This is a genomic window from Cnuibacter sp. UC19_7 (assembly GCF_042699995.1).
Classification (GTDB): domain Bacteria; phylum Actinomycetota; class Actinomycetes; order Actinomycetales; family Microbacteriaceae; genus Cnuibacter.
In genome coordinates, this window is the sequence record NZ_CP170560.1 from 2204591 (window position 1) to 2221457 (window position 16867).

Annotated in this window: 16 protein-coding genes; 5 read left to right on the forward strand and 11 right to left on the reverse strand. The window is 69.6% G+C overall.

Annotation, left to right across the window (positions count from 1 at the left end; all coding sequences use genetic code 11):
* Nucleotides 1-3: 3 nt before the first annotated feature.
* The 6 genes from ACFJGV_RS10435 to ACFJGV_RS10460 form a co-directional block, all read right to left on the reverse strand.
* On the reverse strand, nucleotides 4-1014 hold the full coding sequence (locus ACFJGV_RS10435; RefSeq protein ID WP_378143846.1) for a LacI family DNA-binding transcriptional regulator: 1011 nt from the start codon (nucleotides 1012-1014) through the stop codon (nucleotides 4-6).
* Complete coding sequence (locus tag ACFJGV_RS10440; RefSeq protein ID WP_378143848.1) at nucleotides 1007-2545, reverse strand: sugar ABC transporter ATP-binding protein; 1539 nt, start codon at nucleotides 2543-2545, stop codon at nucleotides 1007-1009. The genes ACFJGV_RS10435 and ACFJGV_RS10440 overlap by 8 nt, the downstream gene beginning before the upstream one ends.
* 58 nt (nucleotides 2546-2603) lie before the next feature.
* Nucleotides 2604-3623 (reverse strand): sugar ABC transporter permease YjfF, encoded by a 1020-nt coding sequence (locus ACFJGV_RS10445; RefSeq protein WP_378143849.1) that lies wholly within the window; start codon nucleotides 3621-3623, stop codon nucleotides 2604-2606.
* The gene (locus tag ACFJGV_RS10450) at nucleotides 3620-4657 is read right to left on the reverse strand and encodes an ABC transporter permease (RefSeq protein WP_378143850.1); all 1038 of its coding nucleotides are present in this window, start codon (nucleotides 4655-4657) and stop codon (nucleotides 3620-3622) included. Before ACFJGV_RS10450 ends, ACFJGV_RS10445 begins: the two co-directional genes overlap by 4 nt.
* Complete coding sequence (locus ACFJGV_RS10455) at nucleotides 4654-6216, reverse strand: sugar ABC transporter ATP-binding protein (protein WP_378143851.1); 1563 nt, start codon at nucleotides 6214-6216, stop codon at nucleotides 4654-4656. Before ACFJGV_RS10455 ends, ACFJGV_RS10450 begins: the two co-directional genes overlap by 4 nt.
* 165 nt (nucleotides 6217-6381) lie before the next feature.
* Nucleotides 6382-7371: an ABC transporter substrate-binding protein gene (locus ACFJGV_RS10460; RefSeq protein WP_378143852.1), complete on the reverse strand. Its 990-nt coding sequence runs from the start codon at nucleotides 7369-7371 to the stop codon at nucleotides 6382-6384.
* A 516-nt stretch (nucleotides 7372-7887) separates the two neighbouring features.
* Between ACFJGV_RS10460 and ACFJGV_RS10465 the strand changes: the two genes are divergently transcribed.
* Nucleotides 7888-8151, forward strand: a complete 264-nt coding sequence (locus tag ACFJGV_RS10465; protein ID WP_378143853.1) for a CopG family ribbon-helix-helix protein — start codon at nucleotides 7888-7890, stop codon at nucleotides 8149-8151.
* 72 nt (nucleotides 8152-8223) lie between these two features.
* On the opposite strand, the gene ACFJGV_RS10470 is transcribed toward ACFJGV_RS10465, so the two are convergent.
* Nucleotides 8224-8910, reverse strand: a complete 687-nt coding sequence (locus ACFJGV_RS10470; RefSeq protein WP_378143854.1) for a CPBP family intramembrane glutamic endopeptidase — start codon at nucleotides 8908-8910, stop codon at nucleotides 8224-8226.
* 96 nt (nucleotides 8911-9006) lie between these two features.
* On the reverse strand, nucleotides 9007-9774 hold the full coding sequence (locus ACFJGV_RS10475) for a MerR family transcriptional regulator (protein WP_378143855.1): 768 nt from the start codon (nucleotides 9772-9774) through the stop codon (nucleotides 9007-9009).
* Between the two features lie 96 nt (nucleotides 9775-9870).
* Here ACFJGV_RS10475 and bla point away from each other — a divergent pair, with 96 nt between their 5' ends.
* A complete protein-coding gene (bla, locus tag ACFJGV_RS10480) occupies nucleotides 9871-10803 on the forward strand; it encodes a class A beta-lactamase (RefSeq protein ID WP_378143857.1) in 933 nt (310 codons plus the stop codon).
* 39 nt (nucleotides 10804-10842) lie between these two features.
* Here the strand turns inward: bla and ftsW are convergent, their stop codons facing one another.
* Nucleotides 10843-12051 carry a putative lipid II flippase FtsW gene (gene ftsW, locus ACFJGV_RS10485; RefSeq protein WP_378143858.1) on the reverse strand — a complete coding sequence of 403 codons (1209 nt, stop codon included), beginning with the start codon at nucleotides 12049-12051 and terminating at the stop codon, nucleotides 10843-10845.
* A 188-nt stretch (nucleotides 12052-12239) separates the two neighbouring features.
* Nucleotides 12240-12755, reverse strand: a complete 516-nt coding sequence (locus ACFJGV_RS10490; protein WP_378143859.1) for a DUF4232 domain-containing protein — start codon at nucleotides 12753-12755, stop codon at nucleotides 12240-12242.
* A gap of 147 nt (nucleotides 12756-12902) precedes the next feature.
* Here ACFJGV_RS10490 and ACFJGV_RS10495 point away from each other — a divergent pair, with 147 nt between their 5' ends.
* Nucleotides 12903-13358 carry a MarR family winged helix-turn-helix transcriptional regulator gene (locus ACFJGV_RS10495; RefSeq protein ID WP_378143860.1) on the forward strand — a complete coding sequence of 152 codons (456 nt, stop codon included), beginning with the start codon at nucleotides 12903-12905 and terminating at the stop codon, nucleotides 13356-13358.
* Nucleotides 13359-13480: 122 nt separating this feature from the next.
* Nucleotides 13481-13834 carry a PLD nuclease N-terminal domain-containing protein gene (locus ACFJGV_RS10500; protein WP_378143861.1) on the forward strand — a complete coding sequence of 118 codons (354 nt, stop codon included), beginning with the start codon at nucleotides 13481-13483 and terminating at the stop codon, nucleotides 13832-13834.
* Between the two features lie 132 nt (nucleotides 13835-13966).
* Here ACFJGV_RS10500 and acs read toward each other — a convergent pair whose 3' ends face one another.
* Complete coding sequence (gene acs / locus ACFJGV_RS10505; RefSeq protein WP_378143862.1) at nucleotides 13967-15952, reverse strand: acetate--CoA ligase; 1986 nt, start codon at nucleotides 15950-15952, stop codon at nucleotides 13967-13969.
* Nucleotides 15953-16061: 109 nt separating this feature from the next.
* On the opposite strand from acs, the gene ACFJGV_RS10510 reads away from it, so the two are divergent.
* Nucleotides 16062-16865 (forward strand): LuxR C-terminal-related transcriptional regulator, encoded by an 804-nt coding sequence (locus tag ACFJGV_RS10510; RefSeq protein WP_378143863.1) that lies wholly within the window; start codon nucleotides 16062-16064, stop codon nucleotides 16863-16865.
* Nucleotides 16866-16867: the final 2 nt, after the last annotated feature.

A 16867-nucleotide genomic window follows, 5' to 3' on the forward strand; every position in this document is an offset into this window, starting at 1 on the left:
GGCTCAGCGCGGCCGCGTCGACTCCCGCAGCACCAGGCGGGTCGGGATGGGGGTGTCCTCGGTGACCCGGTCGGGCTCGTCGGCGAGCACGAGCACCTTCTGCATCATCAGCGAGCCGAGCGCCGAGAAGTCCTGGCGCACCGTGGTCAGCGGCGGCAGGAGGTAGGGCGACTCCGGCAGGTCGTCGAACCCGACGATCCCCACGTCCTCCGGGACGCGCAGACCGCGAGCGCGGAGAGCGGAGAGCGCGCCGATCGACATGTGGTCGTTCGCGATGAACAGCCCGTCTCCGGCGCGCACGTCCAAGTCGTGGACGATGCGATATCCGCTCTCGGCCGACCAGTCCCCCACGTCGGGCTCGATCACCTCGCGAAGCGCGGCCGCCATCTCATCACGCCAGCCGCGGACGCGCTCGAGCGCATCCGGCGCCCGCGAGGAGCCGGCCACGTGCAGGATCCGCTCGTACCCCGACTCGATGAGGTGCCGTGTGGCCGCCCGCGCGCCCCGGTACTGGTCGATCGAGACGAGCAGCGGATGGGGACGGCTGGTCGCGGCCGCGGCGACCAGCGGCACGCCGACCTGCAGTCCCTGGATGCTCTGCAGCACGTCGATGTCGACCACGATGAGGACGAGCGCGTCGACGCGCTGCCGCAACAGCCCCTCGACGGCGGTGCGGACGGCGGCGACGTCGTTGTCGGGCGTGCTCACCGCATCGACGTTGTAGCGGGCGGCCCGAGCGGCGAAGTTGAAGCTCGTGGCGATCGACGTGGGGCCGTAGTCGAGGGTGCCCGGGGTGACCAGCCCGATGGTCCGGGTGCGCCGGGTCACGAGGGCGCGCGCCGCGGGCGACGGGCTGTAGCGGAGCTGCGCGATCGCCTGCTCCACGCGGGTGCGGGTCGCCGGCTTCACGTTGGGCATGTCGTTCAGCACACGCGACACGGTCTGGTGCGAGACACCCGCCAGGCGTGCGACATCGAAGATGGTGGCCGCGCGCGCGGCCTTGCCCTCAGCCATCCGCCGGATCCCCCTGCTCGGGGCGGGCCACGAGCGCGAGGAGCTGCTCGGGGGTGAGATCGGCGGCCGGCAGCGTGGCGATCACGCGACCGCCGCGGAGGACCATGACCGTCGTGGAGACCCGCAGCACCTCCTCGAGCTCGGCCGAGATGTACACGACCGCCAGCCCGTTGTCGGCCAGCTCGCCGACCAGGCGCTGCACCTCGGCCTTCGCTCCCACGTCGATGCCCCTGGTCGGCTCGTCGAGCACCACGATGTCGGGGGCCAGGGCCAGCAGTCGGGCGAGCAGCACCTTCTGCTGGTTGCCGCCCGACAGCTCACCCACCCTCCGGTCGATGTCGGCGGGTCGGATGTGGAGGGCATCGACCCAGCTCTGGGCCAGCTCGCGTCGCCGTGCGACGCTCATCCGATGCAGCACCCCGCGCTGCGCCTGCAGGGCGAGGGTGATGTTGTCGAGCACGCTGAGGTCGGCGATGATCCCGTCGGTGCGACGGTTCTCGGAGGAGTACACGACACCCGAGACGGCGGCCTGGCGCGGGGAGCGGAAGGTGCGGGGCACGCCGGCCACCGTGATCCGCCCCTGGTCGAGCCGGTCGACCCCGCTGATGGCGCGTGCGAGCTCGCTGCGGCCCGAGCCGAGGAGGCCGGCCACCCCGAGGACCTCACCGGACGACAGGGTGACATCCGCCTGCTGGATGCCGGGATGCACCGTGATGCCGCGGCCCTCGAGCACCGCCACGTCGGGATCGGGCCGTGACTTCTCCTGCAGCGGCGCGGCCCCCGCCGCCCCGGCCGACCCGAGCATCTTCTCGACCAGGTCGACCCTCAGCAGCTCGCCCGTCGAGTACTCGCCCACGAGCCTGCCGTCGCGCAGCACGGTGACGCGGTCGCAGATCTCGTACACCTGGTCGAGGAAGTGCGAGACGAACACGATCGCGACACCGGAGGCGGCGAGCTGGCGCATCACCCGGAAGAGCTCGGCGACCTCGTCGGCGTCGAGGCTGGAGGTCGGCTCGTCGAGCACGAGGATGCGGACGTCGGTAGAGATCGCCCGCGCGATCGCGACGATCTGCTGGAGCGCGAGCGAGTGGGTGCCGAGCAGCGACGCGGTGTCGACCTCGATGCCGAGCGAGGCGAGCACCTCGGCGGCTTCGTGCCTCATGCGGCGGTGATCGATGCCGCCGAGACGTCGGGGCTCCTGGCCGAGGAAGACGTTCTCGGCGACCGTCAGGTTGGGGAGGAGGTCGACCTCCTGGTACACGGCAGAGATCCCTGCACCCCGCGCGTGACGCGGAGAGGAGAACCGGACCTCGTCGCCGTCGATGCGGATGCTGCCCTCGGTCAACCGGATGGCGCCCGTGATGGCCTTGAGCAGCGTCGACTTGCCGGCTCCGTTCTCGCCCATGAGCGAGTGGATCTCGCCCGGACGGAGGTGGAAGTCGACCGAGTCGAGCACCGTCTCCGGCCCATAGCGGACCGTGGCGCCACTGACATCGAGCAGCGCCCGCGTCGGCGACGGCGTCGGGTCCATGGGTCCTATCATGCATGCTCGGGCCGCGGCGCCCGTTCCGCGCCGCGGCCCGAGGAGGTCAGCCTCGGCGGGCGGAGCGCCGCACGATCACGCGCTGCACCACGACGAACACGAGCAGCAGCGCGCCGACGGTGATCCGCGTCCACGACTGCTCGGCCCCGAGGAACGAGATGATCGTCTTGATCAGGCCGTAGACGAAGACGCCGATCATCGAGCCGAAGACGAACCCGCTGCCGCCCGTGAGCAGCGTCCCGCCGATGACCACGGCCGCGATGGTGTCGAGCTCGGTCCCCATGCCGTTGAGCGGATAGCCCGCTCCGGAGTAGGCGGTGAGGATGATGCCGGCCAGCCCTGCACAGACGCCACTGATGACATAGGCGATGAGCTTCGTACGCACCACCGCGAGACCCATGAGCCGCGCCGACTGCTCGTTGCCACCCACCGCGTAGATGGTGCGGCCGAACCGGGTGTAGCGCAGCACGATCGCCGCTATCGCGACCGACAGCAGGGCGATGATCCCCGTCGGTGTGATGTACCAGGTCCCGAGAGTGAACCGTGTCGACTGCAGCCAGAGCAGACCCTCATCCGCCACCTTGATCGACTCGAGGCTGACCACGAAGGCCAGACCCCGGGCGAGGAACATCCCGATGAGGGACGCGATGAACGGCTGCACGTCGAAGTACTGCACGAGCAGCCCGATCAGCAGGCCGATCGCCGCGCCGATGAGGATCATCGACGGCACAGCCACCGCCACCGGCACGCCGTCGCCGAGGAGCCGGGCGCACAGGATGCCGGTGAACGCCATGACCGCGCCGACCGAGAGGTCGATGCCGCCGGTGAGGATCACGAACGTCATGCCCACGGCGAGCACCAGCAGATACGCGTTGTCGAGGAGGATCGAGGAGAGGATGCGCGGCAGCTGGAAGTTGGGGAAGTAGGCGACCGCGCCGACGATCATGACGAGCAGGATGCCGAGCGCCGCGAAGACGGGCACCCAGGCGACGTGACGGGCGAGGAAGCGCCGCCCGAAACCGGTGCGCTCCGCGGCGGGACGCCGGACGGTGGTGAGAGCGGTCATGACAGCACCTTCGAGTCGGGACGGGCCGTGGGGCGGGCGAGGCGGCCCGCGGAGGAGAGCCAGCCGCGCACACGACGCGACTGGGCGAGGACGACGATCGCGACCGCGATGGCCATGAACACCGGGCTGACCGCGGGCGGGACCCCGAGGAAGGTGATGGTGCTCTTCAGCGTCTGGATCGTGAAGACGCCGATCACGGTGCCCGCGATGCTGAACTTGCCTCCCGCGAGGGAGGTGCCGCCGAGGACCACGGCGAGGATCGCATCCAGCTCGATGTAGAGGCCCGCGGCGTTCGCATCCGCGGCCATGATGTTCGAGCTGTAGAGGATGCCCGCGACGCCGGCGAGGGTGCCGCTGGCGATGTAGGCGCCCCAGACGATGCTCCGCGAACGGACACCCGCCAGCCGGCTCGCCTCGGGGTTGATGCCCACGGCCTCCGTCAGCATGCCGAGCGCCGTGCGGCGCTCGAGCAGCGAGACCACGGCGATCGCCGCGAGCGAGACGAAGAACGCGAACGGCAGCCCGATCACGTACCCCTGCGCCATGAACTGGTACGGATCGCTGTTGATCGTGGTGATGAACCCGCCGGTGACGAGGAGGGCCACACCGCGACCGGCGAGCATCAGCACGAGGGTCGCGATGATGGGCTGGATGCCGAGCACCGACACCAGGAACCCGTTCCACACGCCGAGCACCAGTGCCACGCCGACTCCGGCGAGGATGGCGACCGCCACGGTGGGGAGGCCGCCCGGATCGTTCGATCCCTCGATCACGGTGAGCGAGACCGCACCCGACACCGCCATGATGGCGCCCACCGACAGGTCGATGCCGCGGGTGGCGATCACGATCGTCATGCCCAGGGCGACCAGCATGAGCGGGGCGCTGTTGCGGAGGATGTCGATCAGCGAGCCGTAGAGCTCGCCGTTCTGCAGCGTGATGCTGAGGAACGACGGGCGCGAGATGGTGTTGATGACGATGAGCAGCAGCAGGGCCGCGAGGGGCCAGACGAGTCTGTGGGAGAACAGCTTCTTCATGCGATCTTCTCCTGTTCGGTGACGAGCGCCTCGGCCTCGATCGCCGTGGAGTCCTCTGCGGCGATGAAGGCGACGAGATCGTCGACGTCGGTGTCGACGGTCGCCAGCTCGCCGATCTTATGACGGTCGCGCAGCACGGCGACACGCTGCGCGATGCGGAGCACCTCCTCCAGCTCGGAGGAGATGAAGACGACGGCGAGGCCCTTCTCGGCCAGCTCCGCCACCTTGCGCTGGATGTCGGCCTTGGCACCGACGTCGATGCCCCTGGTCGGCTCGTCGAGCACGAGGAGCTCGGGGGCGGTGGCGAGCCAGCGGGCGAGGAGCACCTTCTGCTGGTTGCCGCCGGAGAGGTTGCGGATGAGCGCGTTCGGGTCGGCCGGACGCACCCCCAGCGCGGTCATGTACTCGGAGACCAGCGCATCCTTCTCGGCCTTGCTCACCCTGCGCAGCGCACCACGCCGCGCCTGCACACCGAGCAGGATGTTCTCGGCGACCGTGAGGTCGCCGATGATCCCCTCGCCGCGGCGGTCCTCGGACGAGAACGCGACGCGACGGTCGAGGGCGTGGCGGGGAGTGGTGAGCCGTGCCGCGCGGCCGTGGACCTCGGTGGTGCCGCTGTCCGCGCGCTCGGCGCCCGTGATGAGGCGGGCGAGCTCGGTGCGACCGGATCCGAGGAGGCCGGCGAGGCCGACCACCTCGCCCGGGTGGACGTCGAGGTCGATGGGCTCGAGCATCCCCTTCTTGCCCACGCCGACGGCGCGGAGGACGGGGGTGCCGGAGCGGTCGATCGGGCGACCCGCGCTGGCGGAGATCGAGTCGAGCTCGCTGAGCTCGCGGCCGATCATGGCGGCGACGAGCGCGCCGCGGTCGATCTCCTCGACGCGGTACTCACCCACCAGCGCGCCGTTGCGCAGCACGGTGAGGCGGTCGGAGATCTCGTAGACCTGGTCGAGGAAGTGGGAGACGAAGAGGATGGCCACTCCCCGGTCACGGAGGCGGCGGACCACGGTGAAGAGCTGCTCCACCTCGTCGCGGTCGAGGCTCGACGTCGGCTCGTCGAGCACGAGGACGCTGGTGTCGACCACCATCGAGCGACTGATCGCGATGAGCTGCTGCACGGCGATCGAGTGGGTGGACAGCACGGAGCGGGTGTCGACGTCGAGGCCGAGCTCGGAGAGGTGCCCGGCGGCCTCGCGGTGCAGGCGCTTCCAGTCGATGCCGCCGATCCGGCGGGGCTCGTGGCCGAGCATGACGTTCTCACCGACCGTGAGGTTCTGGCACAGGTTCACCTCCTGGTAGACGGTCGAGATGCCCGCCGACTGCGCGTCGGCGGTGGAGCGGAACGTCCTCTCCTGCCCCCCGACCGTGATCGTGCCGGAGTCGATGCCGTAGACGCCGGTGAGCGCCTTGATGAGGGTGGACTTGCCGGCGCCGTTCTCGCCCATGAGCGAGTGGACCTCGCCGGGGTAGAGGGCGAAGTCGACACCGTCCAGGGCCTTGACCCCGGGGAACTGGATGCTGATGCCGCGCATCGCGACGACAGCAGGCGAGGAGGACATGCGAGACGCTTCCTTCGTGAGCCGGCCGCAGCGGGCGGCGAGCTCGTCGAGCGGTGGGAGATGCGCCCCGCGGGAGCTGCGTGAGTCAGCTCGCGCGGGGCGCATCCGTTCGAGGGGCGCCGACCCGGGGTCGGCGGCGTCACCTGACGCGGGAGCGCGTCGGGATCAGTAGGGGCGGCTGTCCAGGACGGCCTTGGCCTGCTCCTGGTCGAACGCCTGGTCCTCGACGATGTACTGCTTGTCGACGGACTTGCCCGCGAGGACGTCCTTCACCACCTGGGCCACCTGCTCGCCGAGGAGCGGGTTGCACTCGACGATGTAGTTGAACTCGCCCTCGGACAGGGCGGTCATGCCATCCTTGACCGCGTCGATGGTGACGATCTTGATGTCCTGACCGGGGGTGAGACCGGCGGCCTTGATCGCGTCGAGCGCACCCAGACCCATGTCGTCGTTCTGAGCGAACAGGACGTTGATCTGCGAGCCGTACTTCTGGAGGAAGCCCTCCATGACGGTCTTGCCGTCGGCGCGGGTGAAGTTGCCCGTCTGCGAGTCGAGCACCTTGATCTGCGAGCCCTCGATGGCCGAGTTGAACCCGGTGGCGCGGTCGGTCGCGGCCGACGAGCCCGTGGTGCCCTCGAGGACGACCAGGTTGGTGGGCTGCGTGCCGTAGTTGTCGGCGACCCACTTGCCGGCGGTCTCGCCCTCCTTCTTGAAGTCGAGGCCGATCCAGCTCTCGTACAGGTCTTCAGGAGCGGAGACCGTGCGGTCCTCGAGGATGACCGGGATGCCGGCGTCCTTCGCCTCCTTGAGCACGTCGTCCCAGCCGTCGCTGACGATCGGGGCGAGCACGATGGCGTCGACGCCCTGGTTGATGAAGTTGCGCACCGCGGCGATCTGCGCCTCGGGCTTGTTGTCGGCCGCGTTGAACACCAGGTTGAAGCCGTTCGCTTCCGAGAACGCCTCCTTCATCGACTCGGTGTTGGCGCTGCGCCATCCGCTCTCGGAACCGGTCTGCGCGAACCCGACGGTGATGACCTTGTCGGATCCGCCGTCGGTCGAACCGGCGTCGCCGGCTCCCGATCCGGAGCATCCCGTCGCTGCCAGGGCGACGGCTCCCGCCAGTGCCAGCCCGGCGAGCAGTCTCTTCGCCTTCATTCCAAAACCTCCTTGTTTCGGTCCGGCCGCATCGCCGGTCTGTGATCGCAACTCATCGGTGAGTTGTGAGTATGTTAGCGATCACAATTGCCGTCCTGTCAAGGCGCAGTGGGAAATGTCGAGGTCCGTTATGCAAACGAGATTATCTATGCCGAACGCAAATGTGATTGTTCACATCGACAAACGGAGACAGTGACAAGGACAGCGACTTTCGTACTACACTTGACGCACTACGAAATTTCGAGGAGGGCGCGGTGCAAGTCCGGGTGCATCCGAGGGTGTCCGACCGGCACCCCGAGGTCTCGACGGCGGATGTGATCGCTGCGTTCGAGGGAACGTTGCGATCGCGGGCTCGTGATACGCATCCGGTGCAGTGGGTCGGTGTCGGAACGGACACGACAGGGCGGCTGGTGCAATACGTCGCCGTGGAGGATGAACCCGATGGGTGGCTGGTGTTCCATGCGATGCCGGCGACCGCGAAGGTTCTCATCGAGGTAGGGCTCAGGAGGTAGGCAGATGGGGACGCATAACGACGTGAACGGTACGCCGTTCACCGACGACGACATGGAGCGGTGGGCCGCAGACACGGAATCCGACGAGGGGTACACAGGGAAGCATCTCGGCCCCTCGGTGCCCGGTCGCCCCATCAGCGTGGGCAGTCAGGCACGGCCGTTCACGTTGCGGCTCGATGCGGCCCGGCGGGCCAAGCTCGACGAGGCCGCCGAGAAGCGTCACACGACGCCCTCGCAGTTGATGCGTGAGCTCATCGACGCACTCTGATCCGGTCGCCTACGCCATCCTCGCGATGACGACGACCGCGGCGGCGGCTCGTCTGGCGCCGCCCGGCGAGCCTCAGAAGCCCAGGCCCTGCAGGACGAAGGAGGACGAGTTGTAGGTCGCATGGACGACCAGACTCGGCCAGATCGATCCGGTGCGCCAGTAGAGGTACGTGCTACAGGCCGCCATGAAGACGGCCGAGAAGAACACCACGTTCAGACCGTGCGCCAGGGCGAACACGAGGGTGCTGCCGATGATCATCACCCACGGGCCCCACCGCCGGAGGAAGCTCGCGAGCACACCACGGAAGAGCAGCTCCTCACCGATCGGCTCGAGGATGCCCCCGATCAGGAGGACGCCGAGGAAGAACGCGGGCCCGCCGTGGACGGCTGCCTGGTAGTCGGACTGGGTGGAGTCGCCAGGGAACAGCCGGTCCAAGACGAAGATCGACAGAAGCGACGCTGCGGCCATGGCAACCACCGCCGTACCCACGGCGATGAGCAGCCAGATCCCGCCAACCCGCCGGAATCCGAACGAGCTCAGGGGCCGACGCCGCACCAGGATCGCGGCGACGAGAGCCAGCGCGGGCACGACCGCCGAGAGCGCGAGCTGGGCCAGGCCGGACGTGTCGGCCGGGAGATCGAGCAGGTAGATGCCGAGTCCGCCGGCGAGGTAGAGCACCACCGCGGTGATCGCGGCGGTGATGAGCTCTGGCCAGCCGACGGTCGTGGTGTCACGCGTCGCGTCTGTCGTGGTGGTCATGGTTCGCATTCCTCTCGCATCGTGCCGCGTTCTCGCGGTCACCACGCCAGTGGATGCTCTGCCCTCGGGGCAGGGTCAAGGGCCGTCCGCGGCCGATCAGTCCTCCTGGTCGGCCGCGAGGACCGCTTGGGCGATCTCATGCGCACGGGCCAACGCGCGGAGCTGTCCTCGGGTGAAGACCTCCGCTGCGGCGGACACCAGCGCCTCCTGCCCGAGGTTCCCCCTGCCGCGCATCGCCGAGCGGGGCTCCGAGGCCCAGGGGAACCGCCGACGGTGGCCGACCATGGACGTCGCCAGCAATCGTGCGACCGCGTCCACCGCGTCCTCGTCCGATTCGTCGATCAGCGCGTCGAACGACTCACTGGCATCGTCGGGTTCGGTCAAGAGCTCGCTCACACCCTCGAGCGCTGCGTCGTCGAGCACCCTCGAGTAGACCGCGAGCATCCCCTGATACCGCTCGGGGAGATCCTCGGCCGCAGCCTCCAGACGGGCGGGAGTGTCGAGCGGCACACGATGCTTCAGGATGAGCGCCAGCTCGGCCCGCGTGCGCTGCAGCCGCGTGATGGCGGCCTCGAGCTCGGCGTCCAGCACCTCGACGGCGGCCCGCGGATCGTCGGTGGCCGACAGGTCACGGATCTGGGCGAGCGAGACACCGAGGTCGCTCATCCGCTTGATCTGCAGCAGCCGGACCAGATGGCTGGTCCCGTACTGCTTGTACCCGTTCGGCAGCCGCTCCGGCTCGTCGAGCACCCCCACACGGTGGTAGTGGCGGACCGTCTTGACCGTCGTGCCCGCCAGGTCGGCGAGCTGCTGCGTGCTCCAGGCCACACGCTCCTCCTTGGGATCGTCCTGGGTCGAGTCCACACCCTGCCCCTGGGGCCGAGTCGAGCGACACACGTCGATGCCGGTACCGTCGAACTCGCAGCACAGGCGGACGGCGGCACCGGAAGGCGATCCTCGATGAGAAGACAGGTGCACGTCCTCGTACTCGGCGCGACCCTCGCCCTGGCGCTCGGGCTCGCGGCATGCGGCGCTCAGCCTGGGGCGGTCACGGCCAGCGCACCGACCTCAGCCGCTCCCTCCACGACCACGCCGTTCCTCGACCCCTCGCCCGGGCTCGAGCAGGTGGAGGACCAGTACGGCGTCCGGATCGGCGTCAGCGTCTACGACTCGGGCTCGGGTCAGTCGTTCTCGTACCGGGGCGACGAGCGATTCGGATTCGCGTCGACCCTGAAGGTGCTGCTCGCTGCGGCGTTCCTCCAGAGCACTCCTCCTGAGGCCCGAGACAGCGTGGTCGTCTGGACACAGGAGGACGTGGAGTCGGCCGGATACTCGCCGGCCACCAGCGAGCACGTCGCCGACGGGTTGACCCTCGCGCAGCTGGCGGAGGCCGCGGTGCGATCGAGCGACAACACGGCTGCCAACATCCTCTTCGAGGAGCTCGGCGGACCCGCCGGAGCGCAGGATGCGCTGCGAGGGCTCGGCGACCGGACGACCTCGGTGGTCGATGTCGAACCGGAGCTCAACGTGATCGAGCCTGGGAGCATCGACGACACGACCACCCCCCATGCGTTCACGTCGGATCTCCGCGAAATCCTCCTCGGCGAGGCACTGAGCGCCGGCGACCGGGCGACGCTGATCGACTGGATGAGCGGGAACGCCACGGGAGACCACCTGATCCGCGCCGGCGCACCCGAGGGCTGGGTCGTCGCGGACAAGTCCGGTGGGGCCGGCGGCATCCGCAACGACGTGGCGCTCGTCACACCGCCCGGTCGACCGCCTCTGGTGATCAGCGTGCTCACCGAGAAGACGGACCCCGATGCGGACTACGAGGACGAGGCCGTCGCTCGCGCCGCACAGGCGGCACTCGCCGCCTTCGCCGGCGACAGCTAGCGCGGGCGCGCTCTGGACCGGAGCCGCAGCGGCTACCGGTCAGACCGCCGGGGCGGCGATCGAGGAGCGGCTGGTCGAGACCACGGCTCCCACCATCACCAGGGCGCTGAGCAGGGCGGTGCCGCCCGCCGAGACGAAGGGCAGCGGCACCCCCAGCACGGGGAAGAGACCGAGGACGACGGCGATGTTGACGAGCGACTCGCCGAGGATCCACGTCATCACCGCGCCCGTGAGCACCCGCTGGTGCAGGGTCTGCGCACGCATCGTCATCCGAGCGAAGACGACCGCGAGCACGATGAGCAGGCCCAGCACCGTGCATGCGCCGATGAAGCCGAGGTCGTCGCCGACGATCGCGAAGATGAAGTCGGTGTCGACCGCGGGCAGCCAGGCCCACTTCTCCTTCGAGCCGCCGACGCCCACGCCGAACACTCCGCCATCGCTCAGCGCGTAGTAGCCGTTGAGCGTCTGGTAGCCGTCATCGCCCGGGTCCGCGCTCGCCGGGTCGAGGAAGGCGCCGATCCGCGCCATCCTGCTCGGGCGCGACAGCGCGGCGACGAGCACGGCGACCGCGATCACCCCGACCACGAGGAGCAGATGCCGCATCTTCACCCCTGCGAAGTACAGGGCGCCCACCACCACGGCGAGGAGGATCATCGCGGTGCCGAGGTCGCCGCCGAGGAGGACGAGCGCGATGGCGGCGCCCGGCACGAGGAGTGTGGGGAGGACCGCACCGCGGATCTGGCCGAGCCGCCGCTCGCGCTGGGCCAAGAACATGGCGAGCCACAGGACGATGCCGGCCTTGATGATCTCCGAGGGTTGGAACGTGAGGGGACCGAGCTCGAGCCAGTTGCGGTTGCCGTTGACGGTCACGCCCAGCGGGGTGACCAGCGCGAGCAGCTGCAGCGCGCATCCGACCAGCAGGACGGGGCCGGACAGGCGCGACCACAGCGCCGCCGGCATCCGGGCCGCGATGAGCATGAGCGGCACCCCCACCGCTGCGAACGAGGCCTGCCGGAGGAACACGGCGAACGAGTCGCCCGAGTCGATCCGCGAGTCGACCGACGAGGCGGAGAGCACCATGACCAGGCCGAACATCACGAGGAAGAGCACTACGGCGAGCAGCACGGCCGCGTCCGTCGAGAGTCTTCGCGGGAGCGGTGCGAGCAGCACGCGCATGATCCTCGGGGCGACCTCGGCCTGGGTCGGTCGGCCTGCGTCGGGCAGCGGGGTGGTCACGACTGCGAGCATGCTCCCGCAGATCCTGCCGCCCGGACGACGCTCGCGGCGGTGGGTGGATTCACGGCGGGCTCATAGCCCCGCGACCCGTCACCGCGAAGTGGGGCGGGCGTCTCACCGGGAGTCGCGAGCCCTCCGAGACCCGCGGTTCAGCGGGGCGGGTCGGCTCTCCCCTGCGGGGAGCCGACCCACCCCGAACCTCACTGCGCGGGCTGGAGATTGGTGACCGTGTAGGCGCCGTCGAGCGCGCCGGTGCTGTCGTGGTAGCCGGTCTCGAGCAGGCCCACATCGGGCAGGTCCACCGACAGGGTGTACGGCGTGGTGCCGGGCGTGGTCTGGGGGATGGTCCACGCGATCTCCCCGGTGGCGGACTGGCCGGGGTCGAGCCGGATCATCTGCTCCGGTCCGTTCTGACCGAAGTAGTTGCTCCCGGTCGCCGTGGTGGTGGCTGCGCCGTCTGTCTGCGTCACCTCGGTGGGTGCGCCGTGCACGAGGCAGGCCTGATCGGATGTGTTGGTCACCTCGTAGGTGACCTCGCGGTGGCTCATGCCCGCCTGCTGATCGACGATCGAGACCGTCAGCTGCGAAGCCTCGCAGGCCGGCAGCGTGCCCGCGTTGGCCACGCCCGCGCCGATGCCCACGGCCGCCACCAGCATCGCGGCCCCGGCAGCGCCGATGATCGAGTTGCGGACGGGGTGCGCCTTGATCGAGAACATGTTTCGTTCCTTTCTCTCGTGTGCGTCAACTGTTTATTGATGCAATAACTGTCTACGCCCGCAGACGTCCGGTTATCCAGCAAAATGGTCGAGTCTCAGCAATCTTTATGTATGGCATTGATAACCATTAGCATCTAGACTGAACGCATGGACGCCGAGCACGAGGAAGCGGTCGGAGAGCTCACGCGAGCGGTGCTGACCATCTCCGATCACCTCTGGAAGGCCTTCGCCGAGACAGACGAGGTCCGACTGTCCGGTCTGTCCAGCGAGGTCATCCGCGTGGTCGTCGAGACTCCTGGCGTGACGCTGATCCAGATCGCCGAGAGGCTGGGCAAGTTCCCCAGCAACGTGAGCACCGCTCTCCGCGACCTCACCGAGCGGGGTCTGGTCGAGCGGGTCAGAGACGACACCGATCGGCGCGTGACGCGGCTCTACCCGTCCACCACCGCGCTGCACGGCGTCCGAACCGTCTACGCCTCATGGAACCGGCTCCTCGCCGAGGCCGTCGACACGCTCACGGCCGCAGAGACCCGCAGGCTCCTCGACGCGGTGCCCGCGCTGTCGAAGATCCAGCAGCACCTGGGCACCGCAGAGCAGCGCTGACCCGCGCGCCGCGTCCGTCGCGACCCTCCCCGCGCACCCGATCCGCGGTCGAACCGGTCGATTGACGGCAGGGCCGTCTTCGGGGAGTCTAGGAGGGACGCTGACGCTCGAATGGGGGGCACGTGTACGTCATCTTCTCCTTCCTGCTGCTCGCGCTGATGATCGGCGCACTCGTCGACATCATCAGGAGCGACGAGGGGCGGATCAAGCACCTGCCCAAGATCGTGTGGGTGCTCCTCGTCGTGTTCCTGCCGCTGATCGGGTCGGTGCTGTGGTTCGTCATCGGCCGCGAGTACGACCGGCGGCCGGCCGAGAACGTGAGCTTCGGCGATCCGCGCCGCTGGCACCGGGAGCCGCCCGCCGCGCCCGCGGCCGGGCCCCCGAAGGACACCCGCTCGACCGAGGAGCAGCTCGCCGAGCTGGAGCGCGAGATCGAGTACTACGAGAGGCTCCGCCGCCCCGATCAGACCCCCTGACGGCGGCGCGGGGGCGGGCTCGCCGCGGGTTGCGCCCGCCGTGCGCATGAGAGAGCCCGCCCAGGCCCCGTGGGGGCGCTGGGCGGGCGGAACCCGCAGCATCACCCGCGCCCAGCGGCGCGGGCGGAGTCGCTACCGCACCGTCGAGGCGATCACCTGCATGACGGTGGTGTCGGCGAGGGTGGTGGTGTCGCCGATGTCGCGACCCTCGGCGACGTCTCGGAGGAGGCGGCGCATGATCTTGCCCGAGCGGGTCTTCGGCAGCTCCGTGACGAGGTAGATGTCGCGGGGGCGGGCGATCGGCCCGATCTGATCGGCGACGTGCTTGCGCAGCACCGGGATCGCATCCTCGGCACTCGCCTCCTCGAGGTGCGACTGCTTGATGATCACGAACGCGACCACCGCCTGCCCCGTGGTCTCGTCGGAGGCGCCGACCACGGCGGCCTCGGCGACCATCGGGTTGGCGACCAGCGACGACTCGATCTCGGCGGTGGAGAGGCGGTGCCCTGACACGTTCATCACGTCGTCGACCCGGCCGAGCAGCCAGATGTCGCCGTCCTTGTCGCGCCGGGCGCCGTCACCGGCGAAGTACACGGTGGGTCCGAACTTCGACCAGTACGTGTCGATGAACCGGTCGGGGTCGCCCCAGATGCCGCGCGCCATGCTCGGCCACGGCTCGGTGACGACGAGCAGCCCGCCCTGATCCGCCCCGACCGGAGTGCCCTGCTCGTCGACCACGTCGACGCTGATGCCCGCGACGGGCACCTGCGCCGATCCGGGCTTCAGGATGGTGACGCCCGGCAGGGCGGAGATCATGATCGCGCCGGTCTCGGTCTGCCACCAGGTGTCGACGATCGGGGTGATGCCGTCGCCGATGACGTCGCGGTACCAGACCCACGCCTCCGGGTTGATCGGCTCGCCCACGCTGCCGAGGAGGCGCAGCGACGTCAGGTCGAATCGCTGCGGGATCTGCCGGCCCAGCTTCATGAACGTGCGGATCGCGGTGGGCGCGGCGTACAGGATCGTCACCTTGTACTTCTCGACGATCTCCCACCAGCGCCCCGGATGCGGGCTGTCGGGGGTCCCCTCGTAGATCACCTCGGTCGCACCGTTGGCGAGCGGGCCGTAGACGACGTAGGAGTGCCCGGTGATCCATCCGACGTCGGCCGTGGACCAGTAGACGTCGGTCTCGGGGTGCAGGTCGAACAGCGTCCGGTGCGTGTAGGCGGCCTGCGTGAGGTATCCGCCGGAGGTGTGCAGGATGCCCTTGGGCTTCCCCGTGGTACCGGACGTGTAGAGGATGAACAGCGGGTTCTCGGCCGGGAACGGCACCGCGACATGCTCGGCGTCGACCGACGCGATCTGCTCGTGCCACCACAGGTCGCGGCCCGGCGTCCAGTCGATGTCGTTCTCGCCGCGGCGCACCACGAGCACGTGCTCGACGGTGTGGGTGCCGGTGGCGCCGTCGCCGTCGGGCAGGGCGAGGGCGGCGTCGACCGCCGGCTTCAGCGGCGAGACCCTGCCCTTGCGGTAGCCGCCGTCGGCGGTGATGACGAGCTTCGCATCCGCGTCGTCGATGCGGGCGCGCAGGCTCTCGGCGCTGAACCCGCCGAACACGACCGAGTGCACGGCGCCCAGACGGGCGACCGCGAGCATCGCGATGACCGCCTCCGGGATGAGCGGGAGGTAGATCGCGACCCGGTCGCCGGGCCCGATCCCGAGGCCGGTGAGGAGGTTCGCGGCCTTCTTCACCTCCGCGGTCAACTCGGCGTAGGTGAGGGAGCGGGAGTCGCCCGGCTCGCCCTCCCAGTGCAGTGCCACCCGGTCGCCGCGGCCCGCCTCGACGTGACGGTCGAGGCAGTTGTAGGCGACGTTCAGCTCGCCGTCGTCGAACCAGCGCGCGAACGGCGGGTTCGACCAGTCGAGCACACGGTCGGCGCTGAACGGGGTGTGCCAGTGGAGCTCGCGGGCCTGCTCCGCCCAGAAGCCCAGTCGATCCGCGGCGGCCCGGTCGTAGAGCTCGGCCGTCGCGACCGCGCCCTCCACGAACTCCGGCGGAGGCGAGAACCGCCGCGCCTCGTGCAACAGGTTGTCGATGCTGTCGGGGGACGTGCTCACTTCTGACCTCCTCGTCAAAGTGCCGCCGACGATCTAGGCTGTCGACGTCGCTGTGCCAGTCATCTTCGCCACGATCGTAAGGCACCAGTAGGTTCCAAAGGCGGTAACCATGGATCTCACCACGATGCGTCCCGACGACGTCGCGCTGATACAGCGAGCCACCAGGACGATCCGCAGTCAGACCGGCCTCTCGGTCGCGTTCGGCGGCCTCCGTGGTGCCCGCAGCATCCGGGTGTCGGCCGCATCCGGCGCCCCGCTGCAGCACCTCTCGAGCATCGTGGTGCAGCCCGCGCGGGGGCTGGGCGGGCTGGCCTGGGTCTCGGGCCAGCCGACCCGCGTGCACGACTACGGGCGGGCGAAGGAGATCACGCACGACTTCGACGCGCAGATCCTCGGCGAGGGGATCGCGTCGCTCGCGGTCGCCCCGATCGTCGTCGATCTCCAGGTCCGCGGGCTGCTGTACGCCGGCAGTCGGGAGGCGGGCTCGCTCGACTCGACGATGGCGTCGCTCACGAGGGTGGCGTCGTCCGTCGCGCAGGAGCTGCACGTCCGCGATCTCGTCGACGAGCGGGTCGAGCTGCGGATGCGGCAGGCCGTTGTCGACGACCCCGCCCCTCAGCTGCGGGCGACCCTGCAGCAGATCGCGGCGCGGACCCGCGATCCCGAGACCGCGCGGGAGCTCGCCGAGCTCGTCGCGCCGCCTCCGCCGTCGGTCCCGGAGGGCGCGCTGACGAGGCGGCAGCGGGACGTGCTCTCGCTCGTCGCGTACGGGCTCACCAATGCGCAGATCGGCGCCCGGCTGAGCCTGTCGGAGGTGACGGTGAAGAGCTACCTGCGCGCGATCATGTCGCGCCTGTCGGTGCGCACGCGCGGGCAGGCGGTCATCGAGGCCCGGCGCCTCGGGCTCCTCTAGGG